Raw genomic sequence first — 22,993 nt, forward strand, 5'->3', positions numbered from 1 at the left:
CGCGGCACGCCCACTGGCCGCACCCCTGCGAACTGTCCGTTTCAGCCCCGGTCAGCACGCGCAGGCCGCATGCCCCCGGGCGCGGACACGGCCGTGAGTGGCAGCTTGTTGATGGTGAGTTCACAGCCAAAGTTGTCGGGCGAAAACACGAGGGTCGAGCCCGGGGCCACCAGGGGCAGGGTTTCGTGGATCTGCCGTGACATGTCCACCGGCGGCACCGGGGCGCGGTACACGATGTCCTTGTCAGGGCCATAGACGACGTAGCAGGATGCAGCGGCCGTCTGGCTGAACAGGGCAGCCACCAGGGCTGCGGCGGCATAGGGGAAAGCGGTCGTCATGGTGTAGCTCCTCATGCAAGCAGATCTGCAGAGAATTATGCGGGCTTCTGCCAGCACCGCCAATCCGGTAGGTGTACGCGCATGGTGTGGAGTCAGCGCAGGTACAGGTGGTTGGTGTGCTTGACCTCTTCCATCACCGCATAGGTCCGCGTCTCGCGCACGCCGGGCAGCTGCCACAGCACGTTGCCCGCAAACACGCGATAGGCATTCATGTCGGCCGATCGCGTCTTGAGCAGGTAATCAAACCCGCCCGCCACCATGTGGCACTCCATGATCTCGGGGTGCACCTGCACGGCGGCCTTGAACTGGTCGAACACGTTGGGCGTGGTGCGGTCCAGCAGCACCTCCACGAACACCAGCATGCCCGCGCCCAGCTTCAGGGGGTTCAGGCGCGCCTCGTAGCCCAGGATGAAGCCATCGCGCGTGAGGCGCTGCACCCGCGCCAGCACGGCCGTGGGCGACAGGGCCACCGCCTCGGCCAGCTTGAGGTTGGCAATGCGGCCGTCCTCCTGCAGGATTGACAGTATCTTGCGGTCAATCCGGTCGAGATCGGGTTCTGCTTGCATCTTGATTAGCGATTAATTCGGTGTAGAAGCCAATTTTCGACCATTTATTCACCACCAACCCAAGGATCATCGCCAATAACGCGCCCCACCAACACTTTCCCCCGTGTTGGGTCCCGCCAAACCCCTGAAAGACTCCGCCATGACGCAGCCCTCCGCCCCGTTTGCAGACTTCGCGCCCCGCACGCCGCTGAACAACCCGCTGCGCGCCGCCGTCACCGCCGCCACCCGCCGCCCCGAGCCCGAAGCCCTGGCCCCGCTGTTGGCCCAGGCCCGACTTCCTGCCGATCAAGCCGCAGCGGCTGAGCAACTGGCACTTCGCATTGCCAAGGCGCTGCGCGAACGCAAGGCCAGCGCCGGGCGTGCAGGCATCGTGCAGGGGCTGCTGCAGGAGTTTTCGCTGTCGTCACAAGAAGGCGTGGCCCTGATGTGCCTGGCCGAGGCGCTGCTGCGCATCCCCGACAAGGCCACACGCGACGCGCTGATCCGTGACAAGATCAGCCACGGCCAGTGGGATGCCCACCTGGGCAAGAGCCCCTCGCTCTTCGTCAACGCTGCCACCTGGGGCCTGCTCATCACCGGCAAGCTGGTGGCCACGCACAGCGAGGGCAGCCTGGGCAACTCGCTCAGCCGCCTGATCGGCAAGGGCGGCGAGCCGCTGATCCGCAAAGGCGTGGACATGGCCATGCGCATGATGGGCGAGCAGTTTGTGACCGGCGAAACCATTGACGGAGCCCTGCGCAACGCCCGCACGATGGAAGCCGAGGGCTTTCGCTATTCGTACGACATGCTGGGCGAAGCCGCACTGACCAGCGAAGACGCCAAGCACTACTACGCCTCTTACGAGCAGGCCATCCACGCGATTGGCAAGGCCTCTGCCGGGCGCGGCATCTACGAAGGCCCCGGCATCTCCATCAAGCTCTCGGCGCTGCACCCGCGCTACAGCCGCGCGCAGTTTGGCCGGGTGATGGACGAGCTGTACCCGCTGGTGTTGCGCCTGACCGCGCTGGCCAAGCAGTACGACATTGGCCTGAACATCGACGCCGAAGAAACCGACCGCCTGGAGCTGTCGCTGGACCTGCTGGAGCGCCTGTGCCACGAGCCCACCCTGGCGGGCTGGAACGGCATTGGTTTTGTGATCCAGGCCTACCAAAAGCGCTGCCCGTTCGTCATCGACTATGTCGTGGACCTGGCCCGACGCACCCAGCGCCGCCTGATGGTGCGCCTGGTCAAGGGCGCGTACTGGGACAGCGAAATCAAGCGCGCCCAGGTCGATGGCCTGGAGGACTACCCCGTCTACACCCGCAAGGTACACACCGACATTTCGTACATCGCCTGCGCCAAGAAGCTGCTGGCCGCGCCCGAGGCCGTGTACCCCCAGTTCGCCACGCACAACGCCGAGACGGTGGCCACCATCTACCAACTGGCAGGCAGCAACTACTACGCAGGCCAATACGAATTCCAGTGCCTGCACGGCATGGGCGAGCCGCTGTATGAGCAGGTGGTGGGTGCCATCACTGCGGGCAAACTCGGCCGCCCCTGCCGCATCTACGCCCCCGTGGGCACGCACGAAACCCTGCTGGCCTACCTGGTTCGCCGCCTGCTGGAAAACGGCGCCAACACCTCGTTTGTGAACCGCATTGCTGACGAAACGATTGCACTGAATGAGTTGGTACGCAGCCCCGTGCAGGTCGTAGACCAGCAAGCTGCGGCAGAAGGCACTGCGGGCTTGCCCCACCCCCGCATTGCCACGCCCCAGGGCCTGTATGGCGCGCACCGCACCAACTCGCGCGGGCTGGATTTGTCGAACGAAAACACGCTGACCGTGCTGGCCACCACCCTGCAAGCCACGGCAAGCCACGCCTGGACGGCAGCGCCCCTGCTGGCTACTGACTTGCCCGTAGGCACCACCCAGCACGTGCGCAATCCTGCTGACCATAGCGATGTGGTGGGCCGGGTGCAAGAGGCCACCACCGCCGACGTAGACCAGGCCCTGGCCCACGCGCAGGCCGCCGCAGCCCCCTGGGCCGCCACGCCGCCCGCCGAGCGCGCTGCCGCCCTGCTGCGCACCGCCGACCTGCTGGAGGCCCGCATGCAGCCCCTGCTGGGCCTGCTGATGCGCGAAGCGGGCAAGAGCGCTAGCAACGCTGTGGCTGAAGTGCGCGAGGCCGTGGACTTTTTGCGCTACTACGCAGCCCAGGTGCAAAGCAACTTCGACAACGCCACCCACATCCCGCTCGGCCCCGTGGCCTGCATCAGCCCCTGGAACTTCCCGCTCGCCATCTTCATGGGGCAAGTCGCCGCCGCATTGGCCGCAGGCAACCCGGTGCTGGCCAAGCCCGCCGAACAAACCCCGCTGATCGCCGCCGAGGCCGTGCGCCTGCTGTGGCAGGCCGGTGTGCCCCGCGCCGCCGTGCAACTGCTGCCCGGCCAGGGCGAGACGGTAGGTGCCCGCCTGATTGGCGACGCCCGCGTGATGGGCGTGATGTTCACCGGCTCCACCGAAGTGGCACGCATCCTGCAGCGCACCGTGGCCGGGCGCTTGGATACCGCAGGCCGCCCCATCCCGCTGATTGCAGAAACCGGCGGGCAGAACGCGATGATCGTGGACTCGTCCGCATTGGTAGAACAGGTGGTGGGCGACGCCGTGTCGTCGGCCTTTGACAGCGCAGGCCAGCGCTGCTCCGCCCTGCGCGTGCTGTGCGTGCAGGAAGAAGCTGCGGACCGCGTGGTGGAGATGCTGCAAGGTGCCATGGGCGAACTGCGCTTGGGCAACCCCGCCGAGTTGCGTGTGGACGTGGGCCCCGTCATTGATGCCGAGGCACAGGCAGGCATCGCCCAGCACATCGAGAAATTCAAGGCCCAGGGCCACCGCGTGTTTCAGCACCCGAATCATGTTGCTGCAGTCAGCGCACAGGGCACTTTTGTACCGCCCACCCTGATCGAACTGAACCACATCGGCGAGCTGCAACGCGAAGTCTTCGGTCCTGTGCTGCACCTGGTGCGCTACGCCCGCAACGACCTGGACCAGTTGCTCGACCAGATCAACGCCACCGGCTACGGCCTGACCCAGGGCGTGCACACCCGCATCGACGAAACCATTGCCCGCGTGGTCAACCGCGCCCACGCCGGCAACGTGTACGTCAACCGCAACATGGTCGGCGCCGTGGTGGGCGTGCAGCCCTTTGGCGGCGAGGGCCTGTCGGGCACGGGGCCCAAGGCAGGCGGGCCGCTGTACCTGCTGCGCCTTCTGTCACAGCGCCCGGCCGACGCGCTTGCCCGAACTTTTGCCGAGGCCGACCGCACCAGCCCACCCGACGCCGATCTGCGCGAGCGCCTGCTGGCACCCCTCGCCACGCTGGAGCAATGGGCGCAGCAACAAGGCAACGCCACGCTGGCCGCCACCTGCCAGAGCTTTGCCCACCAAACCCACAGCGGCACCGCCCGCACCCTGCCCGGCCCCACGGGGGAACGTAATGTCTATACGTTGGCACCCCGCGCCCGCGTGCTGTGCCTGGCGCACAGCACGGACGACCTGCTGGTGCAGACGGCTGCCGTGCTTGCCAGCGGCGGCACCGCCTTGTGGCCCACGGCCCAGACCCATCTGCGCACGCAGTTGCCCACGCTGGTGCAAGCGCAGATCCTGCTGCAGGACAACACACTGAGCGACAGCACACAGGCGCTGGACGCTGTGCTGCACCATGGCGACACCTCATCGCTGCAGGCCGTGTGCACCGCCCTCGCCCGCCGCGCGGGGCCTATCGTGGGCGTGACGGCACTGCAGCCCAGTGCAACGGACATCCCGCTGGAGCGCCTGCTGATCGAGCGCGCGCTGAGCGTGAACACAGCCGCAGCTGGCGGCAACGCGAGCCTGATGACCATTGGATGAGGGACCAGCATCGGGCCATCATCCAACCTGGAGAAATTTGAATAAAATTGGCTGCTAGCGCTTATTCATCAAGCGCCAGCAGCTATTAATTTAATAGCACTCAAGATACCGATGCCAGCGGCAGATTGAGCAACAGGTTCTGCGGCTTGATGCGCACCACGCCCTCGGCGTTGGTCGCCAGCCCCAGGTACACCGGCTTCCCCGCCACATCGGCACGCATCTCGGCCGGGTTGGCAAAGGTCAGCGTGAACAGGCTCACCAGCCGCGCCATGCGCTCGCCATCCACCGGCCGATCCTGGTACAGGTCGTTAAGGATGGCGGTGGACTCCGCATCCAGCCCCACATGCCAGAGCCACGCGCTGTCGGTGACCTGGTGCACAGGCTCGATCCGCACTTGCACGCCCAGCAAGTGGCCGACCCAGCGCTCCAGCACCCGCGCCAGCGCCTTCAGGCCAGAACGGGCGCGGGTCATCTTGAAGGTCAGGCCATGGCTCAGGTCCTGCGTCAGCTCATGGGTCAGGTCGAGCAGAAAGTGGTGGCGGTCGCTCTCCTGCCAATATTGCGCCGCATTGTCGGCCGACAGCACCTTGACCTGCGCCGTGGGCTGCAGTGCACCGCTTTGCAGCAGCAAGCGGCCCACCTCGCCCAGGCCCGCGGTCTCGTTGAGCATGTCGAGCGTCGCCCGGTCGCCTGCCAGCATTTGCCCGTCTTGCAAGGTGATGCGCTGCGAGCGAAACAGCATCTCGGCGGCGCGGGCTTCGAAGGCGTCGTTGCAGTTGTCCAGCACTTTGCGCAGCAGGGCCTGCACCACGGCATCGATGAACACGGCAGGCACGTTCACCGCCCCGCTGCGCATGAGTTGCAGGTAATACGCCTCCAACGTGCCGGCGGCCAGCAGGCCATCGCGGAAGCGCAGGAACACGGTGTAGTTCTCGCGCGCGTCTTCGTCCTGCAATGCAGCCAGCTCCGCAGAGGTGACCGCCCGCGCGGGTGACACCTTGAGCGATTCATGCAGTGCGATCTCTGCAGCGCACGACTCCGGCACCAGCGCCAGCTCTGGTCGGGCCAGCAGGCAACGCAGGTATCCGTCGGTGGGGGGCCGCCGGCCACGGGCATCGCGATCCAGCGTTTGGAAACCACAACCGGGCCAGAAATCGTGAAGTGTCGTCATGAAGAAATGAGAGAGCCAATGACCTCAGAGGATGGTAGCCGCGGAAGCTTCCGCACCACGACGCAGCACAGCGAGTACGCATTGGTATCCGCTTGCTTCCCAACATCACCAGTCAAGAAAGACCTGTTGCCGTGCCTTCAAGGTCCAGTGCGCGAGCACATCATGCCTGCTCAGGCCGTAGAGGCTGTCTACCAAGGCAAACTGCGTCACGGTCCACGCCACGGGAGCAACCACCATTGGGTCAATGCGTGCGTGCTTGTAGTGCAAAGTCATGTGCGGGTGGAAATGGCTGCGGATCTGAGTTTCTGCAAACCCCAGGCGGCGCATCGTGTTGCCAAGCGCATGTTGAAATCCTCGCAATTCACGCGCAGCGCCCGCTTGTGGCGCAAGCTCGACGGTGCCGAAAGTCCCCTTTTCAAAGCCGCCCCGGGACTGCAGCACGTCGAGGCGGACCCCAAACGGTTCGTAGTCCATGGCGCTACCCGCCGCCAGCGCCAAGTCGATTACCTCTCGGGGGATGCTGTTCAGGAAGCGCCCCAGGTAATGGAGCGTGATGTGCAGCCGATCCAAGGGCATGGGCTCGCCTCTGCCCGCCCCACAGGGTCCTTGGAGGCGCTGCAGTAACCTCTTGGCCATCTCGGCGGCAAGCGGCGTAGGGGAAAGAAAATAGTAGAGATCGTGAAGCTGGGACATGGCGCACAAAGCTCCGGAAGATCCGTCGCATTGTGCGCCAATACTGTTTAAATAACCAGTATTTTGATTTACCCCCCACTCACTCCCACTCAATCGTCGCTGGTGGCTTGCTGCTCACGTCGTACGTCACGCGGTTGATGCCACGCACTTCGTTGATGATGCGGCCTGACACCTTCTTGAGCAGCGCGTAGGGCAGTTCGGCCCAGTCGGCGGTCATGAAGTCGCTGGTCTGCACGGCGCGCAGTGCCACAACGTAGTCATAGGTGCGGCCGTCGCCCATCACGCCCACGCTCTTGACGGGCAGGAACACAGTGAAGGCCTGGCTGGTGAGGTCGTACCAGGTCTTTCCTGTAGCTTCGTCCTTGAAGTTACGCAGCTCTTCGATAAAGATCGCGTCGGCACGGCGCAGCAGGTCAGCGTATTCCTTCTTCACCTCGCCCAGGATGCGCACGCCCAGGCCGGGGCCGGGGAAGGGGTGGCGATAGACCATGTCGGGCGGCAGGCCCAGGGCTACGCCCAGTTCGCGCACTTCGTCCTTGAACAAATCGCGCAGGGGTTCCAGCAGCTTCAGGCCCAACTGCTCGGGCAGGCCGCCCACGTTGTGGTGGCTCTTGATGGTGACGGCCTTCTTGCTCTTGGCGCCGCCGGATTCGATCACGTCGGGGTAGATCGTGCCCTGGGCCAGGAAGGTGGCACCCTTGTGGCCACCGGTGCCTGCCTTGAGCTTGGCGGCCTCGGCCTTGAACACGTCCACAAACAGGCCGCCGATGATCTTGCGCTTTTGCTCGGGCTCGCCCACCCCGGCCAGCTTGCCCAGGAACAGGTCGCTGGCGTCCACGCGGATGACCTTGGCGTGCAGCTTGCCCTCGAACATGTCCATGACCATGTCGCCTTCGTTCAGGCGCAGCAGGCCGTGGTCCACAAACACGCAGGTGAGCTGGTCACCAATGGCGCGGTGGATCAGCGCGGCAGCCACGGACGAATCCACGCCGCCCGACAGGCCGAGGATCACCTCCTCATCGCCCACCTGCTCGCGAATCTTTTGCACAGCCTCTTCGATGTAGTCGCCCATGACCCAGTCGGCACGGGTGCTGCAGATGCCCAGCACAAAACGCTCCAGCAAGGCGCGGCCCTGCACGGTGTGTGTGACTTCAGGGTGGAACTGCACGGCGTAGTAGTGGCGGCTTTCGTCGGCCATGCCAGCGATGGGGCACGAGGGTGTGGAGCACATCACCTTGAAGCCCGGGGGCAAGGCGGTGACCTTGTCGCCATGGCTCATCCACACCTTGAGCATGCCATGGCCTTCGTCCGTGGCGAAGTCCTCAATGCCCTTGAGGAGTTCGGTGTGGCCATGGGCGCGCACTTCGGCGTAGCCAAATTCGCGGGTGTTGGAACCCTCGACCTTACCGCCCAGCTGCTGGGCCATGGTCTGCATGCCGTAGCAGATGCCCAGCACGGGGATGCCGAGTTCAAACACCGCATCCGGCGCCTTGTCGTCCACCTCGTACACGCTGGCGTGGCTGCCCGACAGGATCACGCCCTTGAGCGAGCCGTCCTTGGCGTAGTCGCGGATCCACTCGTCGGTCACGTCGCAGGGGTGCACCTCGCAGTACACATGGGCCTCACGCACGCGGCGGGCGATGAGCTGGGTGACTTGCGAGCCGAAATCGAGGATGAGGATTTTCTGGTGTTGCATGGTGGTGGTCCGTCAGAGGCTGGAGAGATCAAGGAGCGGGACGCCGCTGCGCTGGGCGGCAGCGATCTGGTGAGAATCAAAGGTGGCCAAAGGCAGGCGCAGCGAGCGCGCCAGCCACAGGTACGCAGCATCAAAGGTGGGCAGGCCGGTTTCCAACGCCACATCGAGCACGGCCTTGTGCTGGGCAGGGGCCAGTTCGTGCAATTCGACGCGGTGACGAATGGCTTCGAGCACGCCCCACAGGCCTTCGACGGAAGCGGCTGGAATGCGCCCGCTGTTCACACCGGTGGCCAGTATGTTGTGGCACTCCCAGTGCCAGAGGTTGGGCGCCTGCGGCTCGACCTCATCGCGGCGGATCAGGGCGTACAGGCGGCGGGTGTGTTCGCTGGCCGCGTCCGGCAACAACCAGGCGGCAGTGACCGAGGCATCAAGCACGAAAGCGGTCATGCAGTGCTCCGCCCTGCACGGCGCAAGCCATCCACTGTTGTTGACCCAGCGGGTTGAATGCTGGCATGCAACACGTCCATCTGGCCCAGTTCGCGCGCAATCTGTTCGTCAGAAATCACTGGGCGGCGGCGCACCGGTAGCATGCGCACCACCTCTTTGCCATGGCGGGTGATGCGCACTTCCTCCCCCTGCTCGACCAGTTCGATCAAGGCAGAGAACTTGCTTTTTGCTTCGTAGATGCCAACGGACTGCATAAATAAAAAAGTCTGGTCTGAATGGTGAATTCAGACCAGACTATATCAGTCTGACCAGATTTTTTCAATCAGGCCAGATCGGTTTGCAACGATCAGTCAGCGCGGTAGTTCGGCGCTTCCTTGGTGATCTGCACATCGTGCACGTGGCTTTCGCGGATACCAGCAGTGGTGATCTCGACGAACTCGGCCTTGTTGTTCATCTCTTCGATCGTGGCGCAACCGCAGTAGCCCATGGAGGCACGCACGCCGCCAGCCATCTGGTAGACGATGCTGACCATGGAGCCCTTGTAGGGCACGCGGCCTTCGATGCCTTCAGGCACCAGCTTGTCGGCATTGGGATTGCCGGTGCTCGATTCCTGGAAGTAGCGGTCGGCACTGCCCTGCTGCATGGCGCCAATGGAGCCCATGCCGCGGTAGCTCTTGTAGCTGCGGCCCTGGAACAGGATGACTTCGCCGGGCGCTTCTTCAGTGCCCGCAAACATACCGCCCATCATCACCGTCCCAGCGCCAGCGGCCAGGGCCTTGGCGATGTCGCCGCTGTAGCGAATACCGCCGTCCGCAATCAGCGGCACGCCGGTGCCCTTGAGGGCCGTGGCCACGTTGTCGATGGCCATGATCTGGGGCACGCCCACACCCGCCACGATGCGGGTGGTACAGATGGAACCTGGGCCGATACCGACCTTGACCGCATCCGCACCGGCCTCAACCAGTGCCAGGGCTGCAGCGCCGGTCGCGATGTTGCCGCCGATCACGTCGATCTGCGGGTAGTTCTGCTTGACCCAGCGCACGCGGTCGATCACGCCCTTGCTGTGGCCGTGGGCCGTGTCCACCACGATGGCATCCACACCGGCCTTGACCAGGGCTTCGACGCGTTCTTCGGTACCTTCACCCACACCCACCGCCGCGCCTACGCGCAGGCGGCCTGCGGCATCGCGGGCCGCGTTGGGAAAGCTGGTCTGCTTGGTGATGTCCTTCACCGTGATCAGGCCCTTGAGTTCAAAGGCGTCGTTCACGACCAGGATGCGTTCGAGTTTGTGCTTGTTGAGCAGCGCCTTGGCTTCGGCCGGCGTGGTGCCCTCTTTTTCATTGACCGTGATGAGCTTCTCGCGCGGGGTCATGATCTGGTGGACCTTGACGTCGTAACGGGTCTCGAAGCGCAGGTCGCGGCCGGTAACGATACCCACCACCTTGCCGCCGTCGCACACCGGGAAGCCCGAGATGCCCAGCTGTTCGGACAGCTGGAGCACCTGCAGCACCGTGTGCTCGGGGGTGATGACCACGGGATCACGCAACACGCCAGACTCGTAGCGCTTGACCTTGGCCACATGAGCAGCCTGCTCTTGCGCCGTGAGGTTCTTGTGCACGATGCCGATGCCGCCCTCCTGGGCAATGGCAATGGCCAGACGCGCCTCGGTCACGGTGTCCATGGCGGCGGACACAAGCGGCAGGTTCAGTTGGATATTGCGGGAGAGTTTCGTCGCGAGGGACGTGTCCTTGGGCAGGACCTGGGAGTACGCTGGCACCAGCAACACATCGTCGAAGGTGAGCGCTTTTCCAAGAAGGCGCATGAGAAAGCTCCAAAAAACGGATTGTACCCGCGCCGCGTGTGGTGAAAACGCGCCCACCCATCTGCAACGCACTGGCGGGGGGGGAATCACATGGATAAACTTGTCCGCATGAAAATGCACAAGCTTCTCCTGCTGGCCGTGGCCTGCACCTGGGCCATGGGCGCGGCGGCGCAATGGCAGTGGACAGACAAAGACGGGCGCAAAGTCTTCAGCGATCGTCCGCCACCACCCGATATCCCCGAAAAAAGCATCCTGAAACAGCCTGGGGGCAACCGCCCGGCACGGACTGCCGTCCCGGCCGCGCCAGCAGCCTCTGACGCGGCGCCCGCAGCAGCAGCAGCAGCGCCCAAGACCGCTGCCAGCGCCCCAGGTGCGGGCAAGGACAAGGAGCTGGAAGAGAAGAAAGCCCAGGCCGAGGCCGCAGAAGCCGCCAAGAAAAAGGCCGAGGACGAAAAGATCGCCAAGGCCAAGGCTGAAAACTGCACCCGCGCACGCGCAGCCAAAGCGGCGTTCGATGCTGGCAAGCCCATCACACAAGCGAACGCCCAGGGCGAAAGAATCTTCCTGGACGGCCCCGCCCGCGCGGCCGAAGCCAAACGCATCGACGAGATTGTCGCGGCCGATTGCGTACGCTGAGCTGCGTGCTGCTCCGCTACCGCGCGGATCAACTCAGCAGTATCAGTAGCCTGACTTGCCCCCTGGTCGGCGGCGCGCAAAGAGTCCTGTAGTGCGCGCCCCTTGTCGGGCAAAGCGCTCCCGCCGTGCTACCTTGGGGTCCACCTTCAAGGGTCGGTAGATTTCTACGCGGTCCTGGGGCTGCAACACCACATCCAGATTGGCAGCACGGCCCCAGATACCGACGCACGGTGCGCCCCCCTCCTCCAGCGCGGACAGCGTGGCCATACCGCAGCTGGCGTGCAGGGCATCCGCTACCGTAGCACCCACCGGCAAATCCAGAGTCCACTCACGCACCTCGCGCGGAGCCAGACAGACGACAACGGTGATAGCGATGGTCGCCGAGGCGCCTCCACCCACCTCAGCCATAGACCTGTTCCGCTCGCTTGACGAAGGCATCGACCATGCTCCCTGCGATGCGGTCAAACACCGGCCCCACCAGCGTGGCCAACGCGGCACTATCAAACCCATAGTTCAGCATCAACTCCACCTTGCACGCACGCTGCGTGCCGTCCCCCACGGGATGAAAGTGCCAATCCCCGTCCAGCCGTGAGAACGGTCCTTTCACCAGATGCATCTGCACACGCCTGCCCACTTCGTGCGTGTTGCGCGTGACAAAGGTCTGGCGAATGCCGCTGAATGCAATGCCCACCTCGGCGGTCATGCCCTCTTCGGTCTGCTCCAGCACTGCGGCGCGGTCGCACCAGGGCAGGAACTGCGGGTAGTGCTCCACCCCGGTGACCAGGGCAAACATCTCTTCGGGGCTGTACCAAATGAGGACGGACTTGTGGACGGTTTTCATGCAGGCAACTGGCGCGGGGCTTTCGAAGGGGAAAGGCGGGCCGGGGAAACTAGAATCACGGGTCTCTGAACGGCCACAATTGTATGTAGGGAGACCTTTTATCTCCCGCAGGGCGCCGCATCTGATCTACATGGCCAAAAAACCCGATCCCACCTCCCGCATTGCCGACAACAAGAAAGCGGCCTACAACTACTTCTTCGAGGAGCGCCACGAGGCGGGCATGGTGCTGCACGGCTGGGAGGTCAAGGCGCTGCGCGAGGGCAAGGTGCAGCTGACCGATGGCTACGTGCTGATCCGCGATGGCGAGCTGTATCTGCTCGGCTGCCTGATCATGCCGCTCAAGACAGCGTCCACCCATGTCAACCCCGAATCGGCACGCACCAAGAAACTGCTGCTCAAGAAGGACGACATCAAGCGCCTGATTGGCAAGGTCGAGCAAAAGGGCTATACGCTGGTCCCCATCAACCTGCACTGGAAGAACGGTTTCGTGAAGTGCGAGATTGCCCTGGCCAAAGGCAAGGCCGAGCACGACAAGCGCGACACCATCAAGGACCGCGAAGGCAAGCGCGAGGTGGAGCGCGCCATGAAGAGCAGGAACAAATAGTCCCCAAAGTCGCTGAGCGATGTCCCCCAAGAGGACCGCATACGGGGAGGCAGAGCAGCCTTGAGCGGATGCGCCGGCCCGGGCCGTGCCAGTTTTGAAAGCCCTGCGCGCTGCTGGTCACTATTTTTTCAGTTGTGATGGAATAAATCACCACGTCCGGGTGTTCATCCCGGTGCAAGGCAGCATTCGCCTCCGCCTGCACCACCCTCTGGAGAAACCCATGAAGAAACTGATCTCGATGGCCGCATTCGTCGCAGCCGCTGCACTGGCTGGCTGCGCCACCATGGACGACTCGCCCGTGAAGACCATGGACGGCGTACTGGTCGGCGCCGGCGGCATGACGCTCTATACGTTTGACCGCGATGCTGCAGGCAGTGGCAAGTCAGTGTGCAACGGCCCCTGCGCCACCAACTGGCCGCCGCTGATGGCCAGCAAGGCCCCTGGCGGCGACTACAGCGTCGTCACCCGCGACGATGGCAAGACCCAGCTGGCCTACAAGGGCAAGCCGCTGTACTACTGGATCAAGGACACCAAGCCCGGAGACAAGACGGGCGAAGGCGTGAACCAGGTGTGGCGCACCGCACGGCCGTAAGAGCACGCACAGCGCAACACAGGCCCCGCACGGCATGAATCGCTCCCAGGTCATCGAACAGCTGCCGGGCCTGCGCCGCTACGCGCGGGTGCTGACGGGCGATGCCTGGGCAGCTGATGACCTCGTGCAGGACACGCTGGAGCGGGCCTGCAGCAAATGGATGCTGTGGCGCACCGGCAGCGACCTGCGCGCATGGTTGTTCACCCTGATGCACAACCTGTATCTCAACCAACGCCGCGCGTTGCCCGCGCTGCCCCCTCTGGACATCGATGAGGTTCAAGACCAGCTGCAAGGCGCCCGTGCGCCCTCGGATGACGCCCTGGACCTGGAGCGCTGCCTGCAGCGCCTGCCCGCCGACCAGCGGGCCGTGCTGCTGCTGGTGGCGATGGAGGACATGAGCTACGAAGACACCGCACGCATCCTGAGCATTCCGGTGGGTACCGTCATGTCTCGCCTGTCGCGGGCCCGCATGCGCCTGCGAGTGCTGATGGACCGGCAGCCCACATCAGGCACTGCGCCGGCTGTACTGGCCGCCCAGGCGGGCGCAGGCGCCGCCGCAGGCACGACGCCTGCACTGCGCCGTCTCAAATAGCCACCCTGACCCGATCCTCCATCATGGACCCGACACATCCAGCCCCCCCAGCACGCGCAGAAGAGAGCAGCGCCTGGCATGCCCTTGTGGACGGCCAGTTGCCGCCCGCGCAGGCACAGGCGCTGCGCGAGCAACTGCGGGACGATGAGGAGGCACAGGCCACACTGGCCCACTGGCAGGCGCAGCGGCAGCGGCTGCATGACCTGCACCAGGACCTTCTCCACGCCCCCGTTCCCGATGCCTTGCTGGCCGCAGCATTGCGCGCCACAGACCACAGGGAGCAACAGGCGCAGTGGTGGCGTTGGGGTGGCATGGCTGCATCGGTCCTGCTGGCCTTTGTGCTGGGTTGGACGGGCCGCAGCCAGTGGCCCGCAGGGCTACCCGGCAAAACGCTGGCGACTGGCCAAGGAGCCGCGCTGGTGACAGCCGAACCGGCACAGCGCTTCGCACAGCAGGCCTCTGTGGCCCATGCGGTGTACCAACCCGAAGTGCGTCACCCCGTAGAGGTCACGGCTGCCCAGCAAGACCACCTGGTGCAATGGCTGTCCAAACGGCTGGACCGACCGCTGAAAGTCCCTGTGCTGGGCGCCCAGGGCTATGAACTGGTGGGAGGCCGGTTGTTGCCCGGCGATACCGGAGTGCGCGCGCAGTTCATGTACCAGAACAGCGCAGGCCAGCGAATCACGCTGTACCTGGGCGCTCTAGCTCCCACCCCGCCCCGCCCTGCCAATGACAACCAGGGCGGCACCAAAGCGCGCACGGAAGCACCGGCGGCAGCACCCACCACCGCGTTCCAGTTCACACACGAAGGCCCGGTGCCGGGCTTTTATTGGACGGATGCCGGCTTTGGCTACGCCCTGAGCGGACAGTTGTCGCGCACCGAGTTATTGAGCCTAGCCACAGCGGTTTATCAGCAGCTGAACCCCTGACGCGCCGCCGGGGGCCCGGCCCGACCATGTCCGTATGCGGTCAGGACAAATGGGCCAGCGGATGGGCGTGTGCGGGCCAGGGGCTGGCAAAGAACGGTGCCACCATCTCCGGCGTCACATCTTCAATGCGGCCTGGATTCCACTGAGGCGCATGGTCCTTGTCCACGGCCAGGGCGCGGATGCCTTCCACGGTCTCACTCTGTCCTGGGCGCAGGAAAAAGCAGTGACGCACCATATCGCGCTCCATGCGCAGGTCGTCGGCCAGGCCCATCGCACGGGCGCGGCGAATCTGCTCCAGCACCACATGCAGCATCAGTGGCGAACGCTTGCGCAGCGTGGCGGCCGTGGTGCGCGCCCAGTCGCTGTCGGCGGCCTCGAGTGTCCGCACGATCTCGCCGACGGTCGGCAGCGCAAAATATTGGTCAATATCGGCCAGAGCGCTATTACCGCTTGCCTGAGATGCTACAAATTGAGAAGCAACATAGGCCTTGATGGCCGCGCCATCCGCAAAGTTTTTGGTGGCCAAAGCATCCCACACCGCGGCCTGCCGGTCTGACGGCAGGCAGCCATCGGCCAGCAGGTATGCAATGGCATCTCCCGCGCCGATGGTGTCGCCAGTCAGTGCCAGCCACTCGCCCACGCGGCCAGGGCAGCGGCTCAAGAAGTAACCCCCGCCCACGTCCGGGAACAGGCCAATCGCCGTCTCGGGCATGGCCATCTTGGTGCGCTCGGTTACTACGCGCAGGGCGGCGCCCTGGCTGATGCCCATGCCGCCCCCCATCACGATGCCATCCATGAAGGCGATGTAGGGCTTGGCGTAGTTGTGGATCAAGTGGTTGAGCGCGTATTCCTCGGTGAAGAAGTCCTCGATCAGCGGGTTGCCCTGGCTACCCGCCTGGTGCAGAAAGCGGATATCGCCGCCTGCGCAGAAAGCGCCAAACGGGCCTTCCTTGTTGCTGCCACGGATGGCCACTGCCAGCACCCGCGCATCGTTCTGCCATGCCAGCAGGATGCCCATCAGGTCACGCACCATACCCAGCGACAAGGCATTGAGCGCACGCGGGCGGTTCAGGGTAATGAAGCCCACCTGGCCACGCACTTCGCTCAACACTTCAGACACGACCGTCTCCGTCATTTTTGTTCCTTCCAACCCAACAGTTCATTGAAAACCAGCGCACCGATCACCAGTGCGCCCCCCGTCAGCACCGCCGTGCCAGGCTTTTCGCCCGCGCCCAGCCATGCCAGCAAGATGCCAAAGATCACTTCAAGCAGCCCGAGCAGCGCCATCTCGGGCGCCTTGAGCACGCGCCCGCAGCGCACGGCCAGCACACAAGGGATGGCCAATTGCACCACGCCCAGCAAGGCCAGCAGGCCCAGGTCGTGGGCCGACGCCTGAAAAGGCAGCGCCAGCGGCAGCGTGGCCACCACCGAAATCACTGCGCCGACCAGCACTGCAGGCACCAGGTCCACCGCATGGCCGTGGCGCTGCGAATGTTGTACCACCGTCCAGTTGATGGCGGCGGCCACAGGCACACACAGCGCCACCAGCGTGCCCGCCAGAGGGAGGCCCGCCATCTGCGAACCATACATCCACGCAATACCCAGCCCCGCCACGGCAATCGCAGCCCAGGTGCGCGGGGCGATGTGATGGCCGATGAACACCCTTGCAAACAGCGCTGTGAGCAGCGGCCCCACAGCCATCGTGACCAGCACATTGGCCACCGGCATGAGAACCAGCGCCACCATGAACGCCGTGAACATCACGCTCCAGCACACGCCAGAGATCCACAACGCACGGCCACTGTGGCGCATGGATGCAAACACCGCCCTGCCCTGCAGCGCGGGCAAGATGACCAGCAGCGACAGCAACGTGAAAAAGCTGCGCCAGAAGGTCACTTCAAAACTTGCCGCATGCTCCAGGTGGCGCGTGACCACGCCGGCGATGGACCACATCAGGGTCACCGCCACCATCAGCAGCACCGCCCGGGTATGGGTGAGTTTCAACATGGTTTGTGCAGGGTTCAGACGGAAAAAAGGCCACTGCGTGGCAGTGGCCCTTTCGGAAACGCTGAGCTTATCAAGAACGGGAGGCGCGCTTGCGCTCGTTTTCGGTCAGATAGCGCTTGCGCAGGCGCACGGACTTGGGCGTGATTTCGACCAGTTCGTCGTCCTCGATGAACTCCACGCCGTATTCGAGCGTGAGGTCGATCGGAGGCGTGATCTTGATCGCGTCTTCCTTGCCGGACACGCGGAAGTTGGTCAGCTGCTTGGTACGTGTGGCGTTCACCACCAGGTCGTTATCACGGCTGTGGATGCCGACGATCATGCCTTCATACACAGGGTCGTTGGCCTTCACGAACATGCGACCACGGTCGTCCAGCTTGCCCAGCGCGTAGGTGAAGATTTCACCGTCGTCCATGGAGATCAGCACGCCGTTCTTGCGGCCGCCGATGTCGCCCTTGTGCGGCTCGTAGCTGTCGAAGATGTTGCTGATAAGGCCGGAGCCGCGCGTCAGGTTCAGGAATTCGTTGGTGAAACCGATCAGGCCACGGGCCGGGATGCGGTACTCCAGGCGAACGCGGCCACGGCCGTCGGACTCCATGTTCACCAGCTCGCCCTTGCGCTCGCCCAGGGCCTGCATCACGCCGCCCTGGTGGCCTTCTTCGATGTCGGCCGTCACCAGCTCGATAGGCTCGTGCTTGACACCGTCGATGTCCTTGAACACCACGCGGGGCTTCGACACAGCCAGCTCGTAACCTTCGCGGCGCATGTTTTCCAAAAGGATGGTCAGGTGCAATTCACCACGGCCCATCACTTCGAAGATGCCTTCTTCGTCGGTTTCGTTCACGCGCAGGGCCACGTTGTGCTGCAGTTCCTTTTGCAGGCGGTCCCAGATCTGGCGGCTGGTCACGAACTTGCCTTCGCGGCCGGCCAGCGGGCTGGTGTTCACGCAGAAGTTCATGGTCAGCGTGGGCTCATCCACCTTCAGCATGGGCAGCGGCGCGGGGTTGGCGGGGTCGGTCACGGTCACGCCGATACCGATGTCTTCAATGCCGTTGATCAGCACGATGTCGCCAGGGCCCGCCAAGGGGGTCTGCATGCGATCAAGGCCCTGGAACGTCAGCACCTGGTTCACACGGCCCTTCACGGCCTTGCCATCAGGGCCTTCCATGACGATCACGTCCTGCATGGGCTTCAGGGTACCCTGGCTGATGCGGCCCACGCCGATGCGGCCCACGAAGCTGGAGAAGTCCAGCGCAGAGATCTGCAGCTGCAGCGGCGCATTGGCATCGCCCGTGTTGGGTGGAACGTGCGAGAGGATGGTGTCGAACAGGGCCGACATGTCGGGGCCCCACTGCTCACCGGGCGCGCCTTCTTCCAGCGACGACCAGCCGTTGATGCCCGAGGCGTACACCACGGGGAAGTCGAGCTGTTCATCGGTAGCACCGAGCTTGTCGAACAGGTCGAACGCGGCGTTCACCACCTTGTCGGGGTTGGCACCGGGCTTGTCCACCTTGTTCACCACCAGGATGGGGCGCAGGCCCAGCGCCAGGGCCTTCTTAGTCACGAAACGCGTCTGGGGCATGGGGCCTTCTTGTGCATCGATCAGCAGCACCACGCTGTCCACCATGGACAGCGCACGTTCCACTTCGCCACCGAAGTCCGCGTGGCCGGGGGTGTCCACGATGTTGATGTGCGTGCCCTTCCAGCTCACGGCGCAGTTCTTGGCCAAGATGGTGATGCCGCGTTCCTTTTCGATCGCGTTGTTGTCCATCACGGTATCGACGACCTTTTCGTGGTCGGCGAAGGTGCCGGACTGGCGCAGCAGCTGGTCCACCATGGTGGTTTTGCCATGGTCAACGTGGGCAATGATGGCGATATTGCGGATTTGTTTAGTCATAGTTTTTCCAATATGCCGCTGTGCGCCATGGACGCGGAATGCGGCGTGCTTTCCAAAATTTGTTGAATTTCCAGCGGACTCAGGAGCCTGTCCGGCACCAGCTCCCCGCCCACGATGTGGCCCACCCCCAGCAGCGCCGGGGGATTCTCGCCAAACACCGCCACGGCACTGGCATCGGGCCAGTTGCCACGGCGACGCACGCCCGACAGGAATCGGGCTGCATTCTCACCGTCCAGCGTGACACGCATGTGTTGTGCCAGCAGTGACTCGGGCGCTTCCAGACTGGCCAGGCGTTCTGCCTCGGGCATGGCCTCCAGCTGGGCCAGCGTGACACAGCGCTCCACACCAATTCCCCCAGTGTCGATGCGGCGCAAGAAGGTCAGGTGAGCCCCGCAGCCCAATGCCGCGCCAATGTCTTCACCCAACGTACGGATGTAGGTGCCCTTGCTGCAGGTCACTATCATTTTAATAGCTGCTTGCGCTTGATCTGTCTGCACCAGCGTCAGCTTGAGGGCATGAATGATCACGTCCCGTGCTTCGCGCTCCACCGTGACACCGGCGCGTGCATATTCGTACAGCGCCTTGCCGTCCTTCTTGAGCGCGCTGTGCATCGGCGGCACCTGGCGGATGGGACCCGTGAACTGTTGCTGCACAGCCGCCAGGCGCTCTGGCGTGAGTTGGGCAGCATCTACATCGCAGCGTTGCACCACGTCACCCTCGGCATCGCCGGTGGTCGTGGTGGCGCCGAGCAGCGCAATCGCCTCGTAGGTCTTGGCGGCATCCAGCTGCAGCTGGCTGAACTTGGTGGCGGCGCCGAAACACAGCGGCAACACGCCCGTGGCGAGCGGATCCAGCGTGCCCGTATGGCCCGCTTTCTCGGCGCGCAGCAGCCATTTCGCCTTTTGCAAGGCGTCATTGCTCGAAAGGCCGAGCGGTTTGTCGAGCAGCAACACCCCATGCACAGGGCGCCGCTGCACCCTGGTGCGTGGCGCGTGCATGGACTAATCCTCTTTGGCGCGCGAAGACACCGCCTTGGCGATCAAGGCGTTCATGTCGGCCGCACGCTCGGAGGTGCGGTCGAACACGAAGTGCAGCGTAGGCACGGTGTGGATGTGCAGGCGCTTGAACAAGCCATTGCGCAGGAATCCAGCCGCCTGGTTGAGCGCCGCCTGCGTTTCCACAGGGTCGCCCGTCAACAGGCTGAAGAACACCTTGGCATGTGCATAGTCGGGAGTCACCTCCACGCCCTGCAGCGTCACCATGCCCACGCGCGGGTCTTTCAACTCGCGCGCGATCAGCTCCGTCAGATCACGCTGGATCTGGTCGGCCACCTTGAAGGCGCGGTTGGGGGTGGAAGATTTCTTCGCAGCCATATCGTCGTCACCGAGGCTTTACAGCGTCCGGGCGATTTCCTTGATGTCAAAGAACTCGAGTTGATCGCCTTCCTTGATGTCGTTGTAGTTCTTGAGCTTGATACCGCACTCAAAGCCTTCCTTGACATCCTTGACATCGTCCTTGAGGCGCTTGATCGAGTCGACTTCGCCGGTGTAGACCACCACGTTGTCGCGCAGCAGACGGAACTTGGCGTTGCGATGGACCATGCCGGACGTGATGTACGAACCCGCCACAGTACCGATCTTGGAGGCCACGAACACGGTGCGGATCTCGGCCGTACCAATGACTTCTTCGCGCTGCTCGGGAGCCAGCATGCCGGACATCGCCACACGCAACTCGTCCACAGCGTCGTAAATGATGCTGTAGTAATGCAGGTCCACGCCATTGCCTTCGGCCAGCTTGCGCGCACCGGCATCGGCACGCACGTTGAAGCCGATCACGATGGCCTTGGAGGCGATCGCCAGGTTGATGTCGGACTCGCTGATGGCGCCCACAGCGGCGTACACCAGTTGCACCTTGACCTCGTCGGTCGAGAGCTTGAGCAGCGACTGGGCCAGCGCTTCCTGCGAGCCTTGCACGTCGGCCTTGACGATGATGGGCAGGGTCTTGACCTCACCCGCCGTCATGTCGGCGAACATGTTTTCCAGCTTGGCGGCTTGCTGCTTGGCCAGCTTGGTGTTGCGGAACTTGCCTGCACGGTACGTCGCGATCTCACGGGCACGGCGCTCGTCCGTCAACACCATGAATTCGTCACCCGCCTGCGGCACTTCCGTCAGACCCTGGATTTCGACAGGAATCGATGGACCAGCCGTCTTGGCGACCTTGCCGTTTTCGTCCAGCATGGCGCGCACGCGGCCATAGGTCTGGCCAGCCAGCACCACATCACCCACCTTCAGCGTACCGGACTGCACCAACACAGTGGCCACAGGGCCGCGGCCCTTGTCCAGCTGGGCTTCGATCACGAGACCCTTGGCCAGCGAATCCACCGGCGCCTTGAGTTCCAGCACTTCGGCCTGCAGCAGCACTTGCTCCAGCAGGGTGTCGATGCCCATGCCGGTCTTGGAGGACACGGGCACAAAGGGCGAATCGCCACCGTATTCTTCAGGCACCACCTCTTCGACCACCAGCTCCTGCTTGACGCGGTCGGGGTTGGCATCAGGCTTGTCAGCCTTGGTGATGGCCACCACGATCGGTACACCAGCAGCCTTGGCGTGCTTGATGGCTTCCTTGGTCTGGGGCATGACGCCGTCATCGGCGGCCACTACCAGAATCACGATGTCGGTGGCCTGTGCACCACGGGCACGCATGGCCGTGAAAGCCTCGTGACCCGGGGTGTCGAGGAACGACACCATGCCGCGTGGCGTTTCCACGTGGTAGGCACCAATGTGCTGGGTAATGCCACCGGCTTCACCCGCAGCCACCTTGGCGCGGCGGATGTAATCCAGCAGCGAGGTCTTGCCATGGTCCACGTGACCCATCACGGTCACGACCGGAGCGCGCGGCAACAGTTCTGCGTTTTGCTGGCCTGCATCTTCGTCGGTAAAGGCTTCCGGGTCGTCCAGCGCAGCCACGACGGCCTTGTGGCCCAGCTCTTCCACCACGATCATGGCCGTGTCCTGGTCCAGCGGCTGGTTGATGGTGACCATCTGGCCCATCTTCATCAGCGCCTTGATGACCTCGTTGGCCTTGATGGACATCTTGTGCGCCAGTTCAGCCACGGTAATGGTCTCGGGCACATGCACTTCGATGATGCGTGCTTCGACCGGTGCGGCCTGCTGGTGATCATCACGGTGGTCGCGGTTGTCGCCACGGCGGCCACGCGGGCCACCACGCCAGTTGTTGCGACCGACACCGCCGCTGCTGTCGCCGCGGGTCTTGATTTCTTTCTTCTTGGCCGTGTCATTGGCCCAGCTGGAGGACAGCTTGGCTGACTTCACTTCCTTGCCAGCGCCAGGCGCACCCGCGCCCGCTCCAGCAGCAGCGGGAGCACCGGCGCGCGCCACGCCAGTGCCAACTGCCGGCTTGTGCAGCGTGCCCTTCTTGGCGTCGCCCACGGCAGCAGGCTTGGCCACTGGCTTGGGTTCCTCGGGCTTCTTGGCGACCATGACCGCCTTCTTGGGCGTGGCCATCATGGAGCGAATGGCGGCAGCTTCTGCCTCGGCCTTGCGGCGACGTGCATCCAGGTCGGCCGCACGGGCGGCTTCTTCGTCAGAGCGGGCCTTGGATTCGGCAGCAGCCTTTTCGCGGGCTTCGTTCTGTGCTGCCGTGCGCGCAGCGGCTTCGGCAGCCTGCTCGCGGGTGGCTTCCTGCTTGACGGCAGAAGCCTGGGCCTTCTTCTCAGCTTCCTGAGCAGCGTAAGCGGCAGCACGCTCTTCGGCTTCGCGCTCGCGCTTTTCGCGGGCTTCGCGCTCGGCGCGCTTTTCGGCCAATTCCGCCTCCTGGCGGCGGATCAGCTCGGCCTGGCGGCGGGCTTCTTCCTCGCGGCGGGACAGCTCAAGGTCTTCACTCGACACAGCGGGTTCTTCCACCGCCGCGGGTGCGTGCGACTCTGCAGCAGCCTCTGCACCTTCGTCGCGCTGAATGAACGTGCGCTTCTTGCGCACTTCCACTTGGATGGTACGGGCCTTGCCCGTAGCGTCCGCCTGCTTGATTTCGCTGGTGGACTTCTTGACCAGCGTGATCTTCTTGCGATCGGCCGAGGCCGTGCCGTGGCTGGCCTGCAGGTAAGCAAGAAGCTTTTGCTTGTCCGACTCGGTCAACGCGTCAGAGGGAGCAGCCTTGCCCACGCCGGCAGCCTTGAGCTGGTCGAGCAGGGTTTCAGGCGATTTTTTGAGTTCGGTAGCGAACTCGGCGACAGTGTTACTGGACATATGTGGTTCGTGCC

General features: G+C 64.0%; 22 protein-coding genes. 6 read left to right on the plus strand and 16 right to left on the minus strand.

Annotated elements, in window-relative coordinates; genetic code table 11:
- Positions 1-41 precede the first annotated feature (41 nt).
- Positions 42-338, minus strand: a complete 297-nt coding sequence (locus N4G42_RS12800) for a hypothetical protein (RefSeq protein ID WP_099730513.1) — start codon at positions 336-338, stop codon at positions 42-44.
- 92 nt (positions 339-430) lie between these two features.
- Positions 431-904, minus strand: coding sequence for an Lrp/AsnC ligand binding domain-containing protein (locus tag N4G42_RS12805; protein WP_060985213.1), 474 nt, complete (start codon positions 902-904; stop codon positions 431-433).
- A 139-nt stretch (positions 905-1,043) separates the two neighbouring features.
- Between N4G42_RS12805 and putA the strand changes: the two genes are divergently transcribed.
- Entirely contained in the window at positions 1,044-4,790 is a 3,747-nt protein-coding gene (gene putA, locus N4G42_RS12810) for a trifunctional transcriptional regulator/proline dehydrogenase/L-glutamate gamma-semialdehyde dehydrogenase (RefSeq protein ID WP_260667416.1), read from the plus strand.
- Positions 4,791-4,890: 100 nt separating this feature from the next.
- Here putA and N4G42_RS12815 read toward each other — a convergent pair whose 3' ends face one another.
- The 6 genes from N4G42_RS12815 to guaB form a co-directional block, all read right to left on the minus strand.
- Positions 4,891-5,961, minus strand: coding sequence for a DUF6352 family protein (locus tag N4G42_RS12815; RefSeq protein WP_260667417.1), 1,071 nt, complete (start codon positions 5,959-5,961; stop codon positions 4,891-4,893).
- Positions 5,962-6,066: 105 nt separating this feature from the next.
- Entirely contained in the window at positions 6,067-6,654 is a 588-nt protein-coding gene (locus N4G42_RS12820; protein ID WP_108500093.1) for a 2'-5' RNA ligase family protein, read from the minus strand.
- Between the two features lie 79 nt (positions 6,655-6,733).
- Positions 6,734-8,350, minus strand: a complete 1,617-nt coding sequence (gene guaA / locus N4G42_RS12825; protein WP_260667418.1) for a glutamine-hydrolyzing GMP synthase — start codon at positions 8,348-8,350, stop codon at positions 6,734-6,736.
- Positions 8,351-8,362: 12 nt separating this feature from the next.
- A complete protein-coding gene (locus N4G42_RS12830) occupies positions 8,363-8,797 on the minus strand; it encodes a type II toxin-antitoxin system VapC family toxin (protein ID WP_056063857.1) in 435 nt (144 codons plus the stop codon).
- Entirely contained in the window at positions 8,794-9,051 is a 258-nt protein-coding gene (locus N4G42_RS12835; protein WP_056746479.1) for a type II toxin-antitoxin system Phd/YefM family antitoxin, read from the minus strand. Before N4G42_RS12835 ends, N4G42_RS12830 begins: the two co-directional genes overlap by 4 nt.
- A gap of 92 nt (positions 9,052-9,143) precedes the next feature.
- Positions 9,144-10,619: an IMP dehydrogenase gene (gene guaB, locus N4G42_RS12840; protein ID WP_055398151.1), complete on the minus strand. Its 1,476-nt coding sequence runs from the start codon at positions 10,617-10,619 to the stop codon at positions 9,144-9,146.
- Positions 10,620-10,727: 108 nt separating this feature from the next.
- Between guaB and N4G42_RS12845 the strand changes: the two genes are divergently transcribed.
- Positions 10,728-11,255: a DUF4124 domain-containing protein gene (locus tag N4G42_RS12845; protein WP_121942682.1), complete on the plus strand. Its 528-nt coding sequence runs from the start codon at positions 10,728-10,730 to the stop codon at positions 11,253-11,255.
- A gap of 42 nt (positions 11,256-11,297) precedes the next feature.
- Here the strand turns inward: N4G42_RS12845 and N4G42_RS12850 are convergent, their stop codons facing one another.
- Positions 11,298-11,663, minus strand: coding sequence for an RnfH family protein (locus tag N4G42_RS12850; RefSeq protein ID WP_121942681.1), 366 nt, complete (start codon positions 11,661-11,663; stop codon positions 11,298-11,300).
- Positions 11,656-12,096, minus strand: a complete 441-nt coding sequence (locus N4G42_RS12855; RefSeq protein WP_056746485.1) for a type II toxin-antitoxin system RatA family toxin — start codon at positions 12,094-12,096, stop codon at positions 11,656-11,658. The genes N4G42_RS12850 and N4G42_RS12855 overlap by 8 nt, the downstream gene beginning before the upstream one ends.
- 130 nt (positions 12,097-12,226) lie before the next feature.
- Between N4G42_RS12855 and smpB the strand changes: the two genes are divergently transcribed.
- From smpB to N4G42_RS12875, 4 genes are all read left to right on the plus strand, one after another.
- The gene (gene smpB, locus N4G42_RS12860) at positions 12,227-12,700 is read left to right on the plus strand and encodes an SsrA-binding protein SmpB (protein ID WP_056746487.1); all 474 of its coding nucleotides are present in this window, start codon (positions 12,227-12,229) and stop codon (positions 12,698-12,700) included.
- 220 nt (positions 12,701-12,920) lie between these two features.
- Positions 12,921-13,292: a hypothetical protein gene (locus N4G42_RS12865; RefSeq protein WP_116747265.1), complete on the plus strand. Its 372-nt coding sequence runs from the start codon at positions 12,921-12,923 to the stop codon at positions 13,290-13,292.
- Positions 13,293-13,326: 34 nt separating this feature from the next.
- Positions 13,327-13,884, plus strand: coding sequence for an RNA polymerase sigma factor (locus N4G42_RS12870; RefSeq protein ID WP_260667422.1), 558 nt, complete (start codon positions 13,327-13,329; stop codon positions 13,882-13,884).
- 23 nt (positions 13,885-13,907) lie between these two features.
- Positions 13,908-14,813 (plus strand): anti-sigma factor family protein, encoded by a 906-nt coding sequence (locus N4G42_RS12875; protein WP_260667423.1) that lies wholly within the window; start codon positions 13,908-13,910, stop codon positions 14,811-14,813.
- Between the two features lie 40 nt (positions 14,814-14,853).
- Here the strand turns inward: N4G42_RS12875 and N4G42_RS12880 are convergent, their stop codons facing one another.
- The 6 genes from N4G42_RS12880 to infB form a co-directional block, all read right to left on the minus strand.
- Positions 14,854-15,948 (minus strand): enoyl-CoA hydratase/isomerase family protein, encoded by a 1,095-nt coding sequence (locus N4G42_RS12880; protein ID WP_260667424.1) that lies wholly within the window; start codon positions 15,946-15,948, stop codon positions 14,854-14,856.
- Positions 15,945-16,820 carry a DMT family transporter gene (locus tag N4G42_RS12885; RefSeq protein WP_056063881.1) on the minus strand — a complete coding sequence of 292 codons (876 nt, stop codon included), beginning with the start codon at positions 16,818-16,820 and terminating at the stop codon, positions 15,945-15,947. Before N4G42_RS12885 ends, N4G42_RS12880 begins: the two co-directional genes overlap by 4 nt.
- Positions 16,821-16,890: 70 nt before the next feature.
- Positions 16,891-18,714 (minus strand): translational GTPase TypA, encoded by a 1,824-nt coding sequence (gene typA / locus N4G42_RS12890; RefSeq protein ID WP_056063883.1) that lies wholly within the window; start codon positions 18,712-18,714, stop codon positions 16,891-16,893.
- Complete coding sequence (gene truB, locus N4G42_RS12895; protein ID WP_116747268.1) at positions 18,711-19,712, minus strand: tRNA pseudouridine(55) synthase TruB; 1,002 nt, start codon at positions 19,710-19,712, stop codon at positions 18,711-18,713. Before truB ends, typA begins: the two co-directional genes overlap by 4 nt.
- A 3-nt stretch (positions 19,713-19,715) precedes the next feature.
- A complete protein-coding gene (rbfA, locus tag N4G42_RS12900) occupies positions 19,716-20,087 on the minus strand; it encodes a 30S ribosome-binding factor RbfA (RefSeq protein WP_008904004.1) in 372 nt (123 codons plus the stop codon).
- Between the two features lie 18 nt (positions 20,088-20,105).
- Positions 20,106-22,979, minus strand: a complete 2,874-nt coding sequence (gene infB / locus N4G42_RS12905; RefSeq protein WP_056746494.1) for a translation initiation factor IF-2 — start codon at positions 22,977-22,979, stop codon at positions 20,106-20,108.
- Positions 22,980-22,993: the final 14 nt, after the last annotated feature.

Origin of the sequence: Acidovorax sp. K2F, from assembly GCF_025246485.1 — a bacterium.
Classification (GTDB): Bacteria; Pseudomonadota; Gammaproteobacteria; order Burkholderiales; family Burkholderiaceae_C; genus Acidovorax; species Acidovorax delafieldii.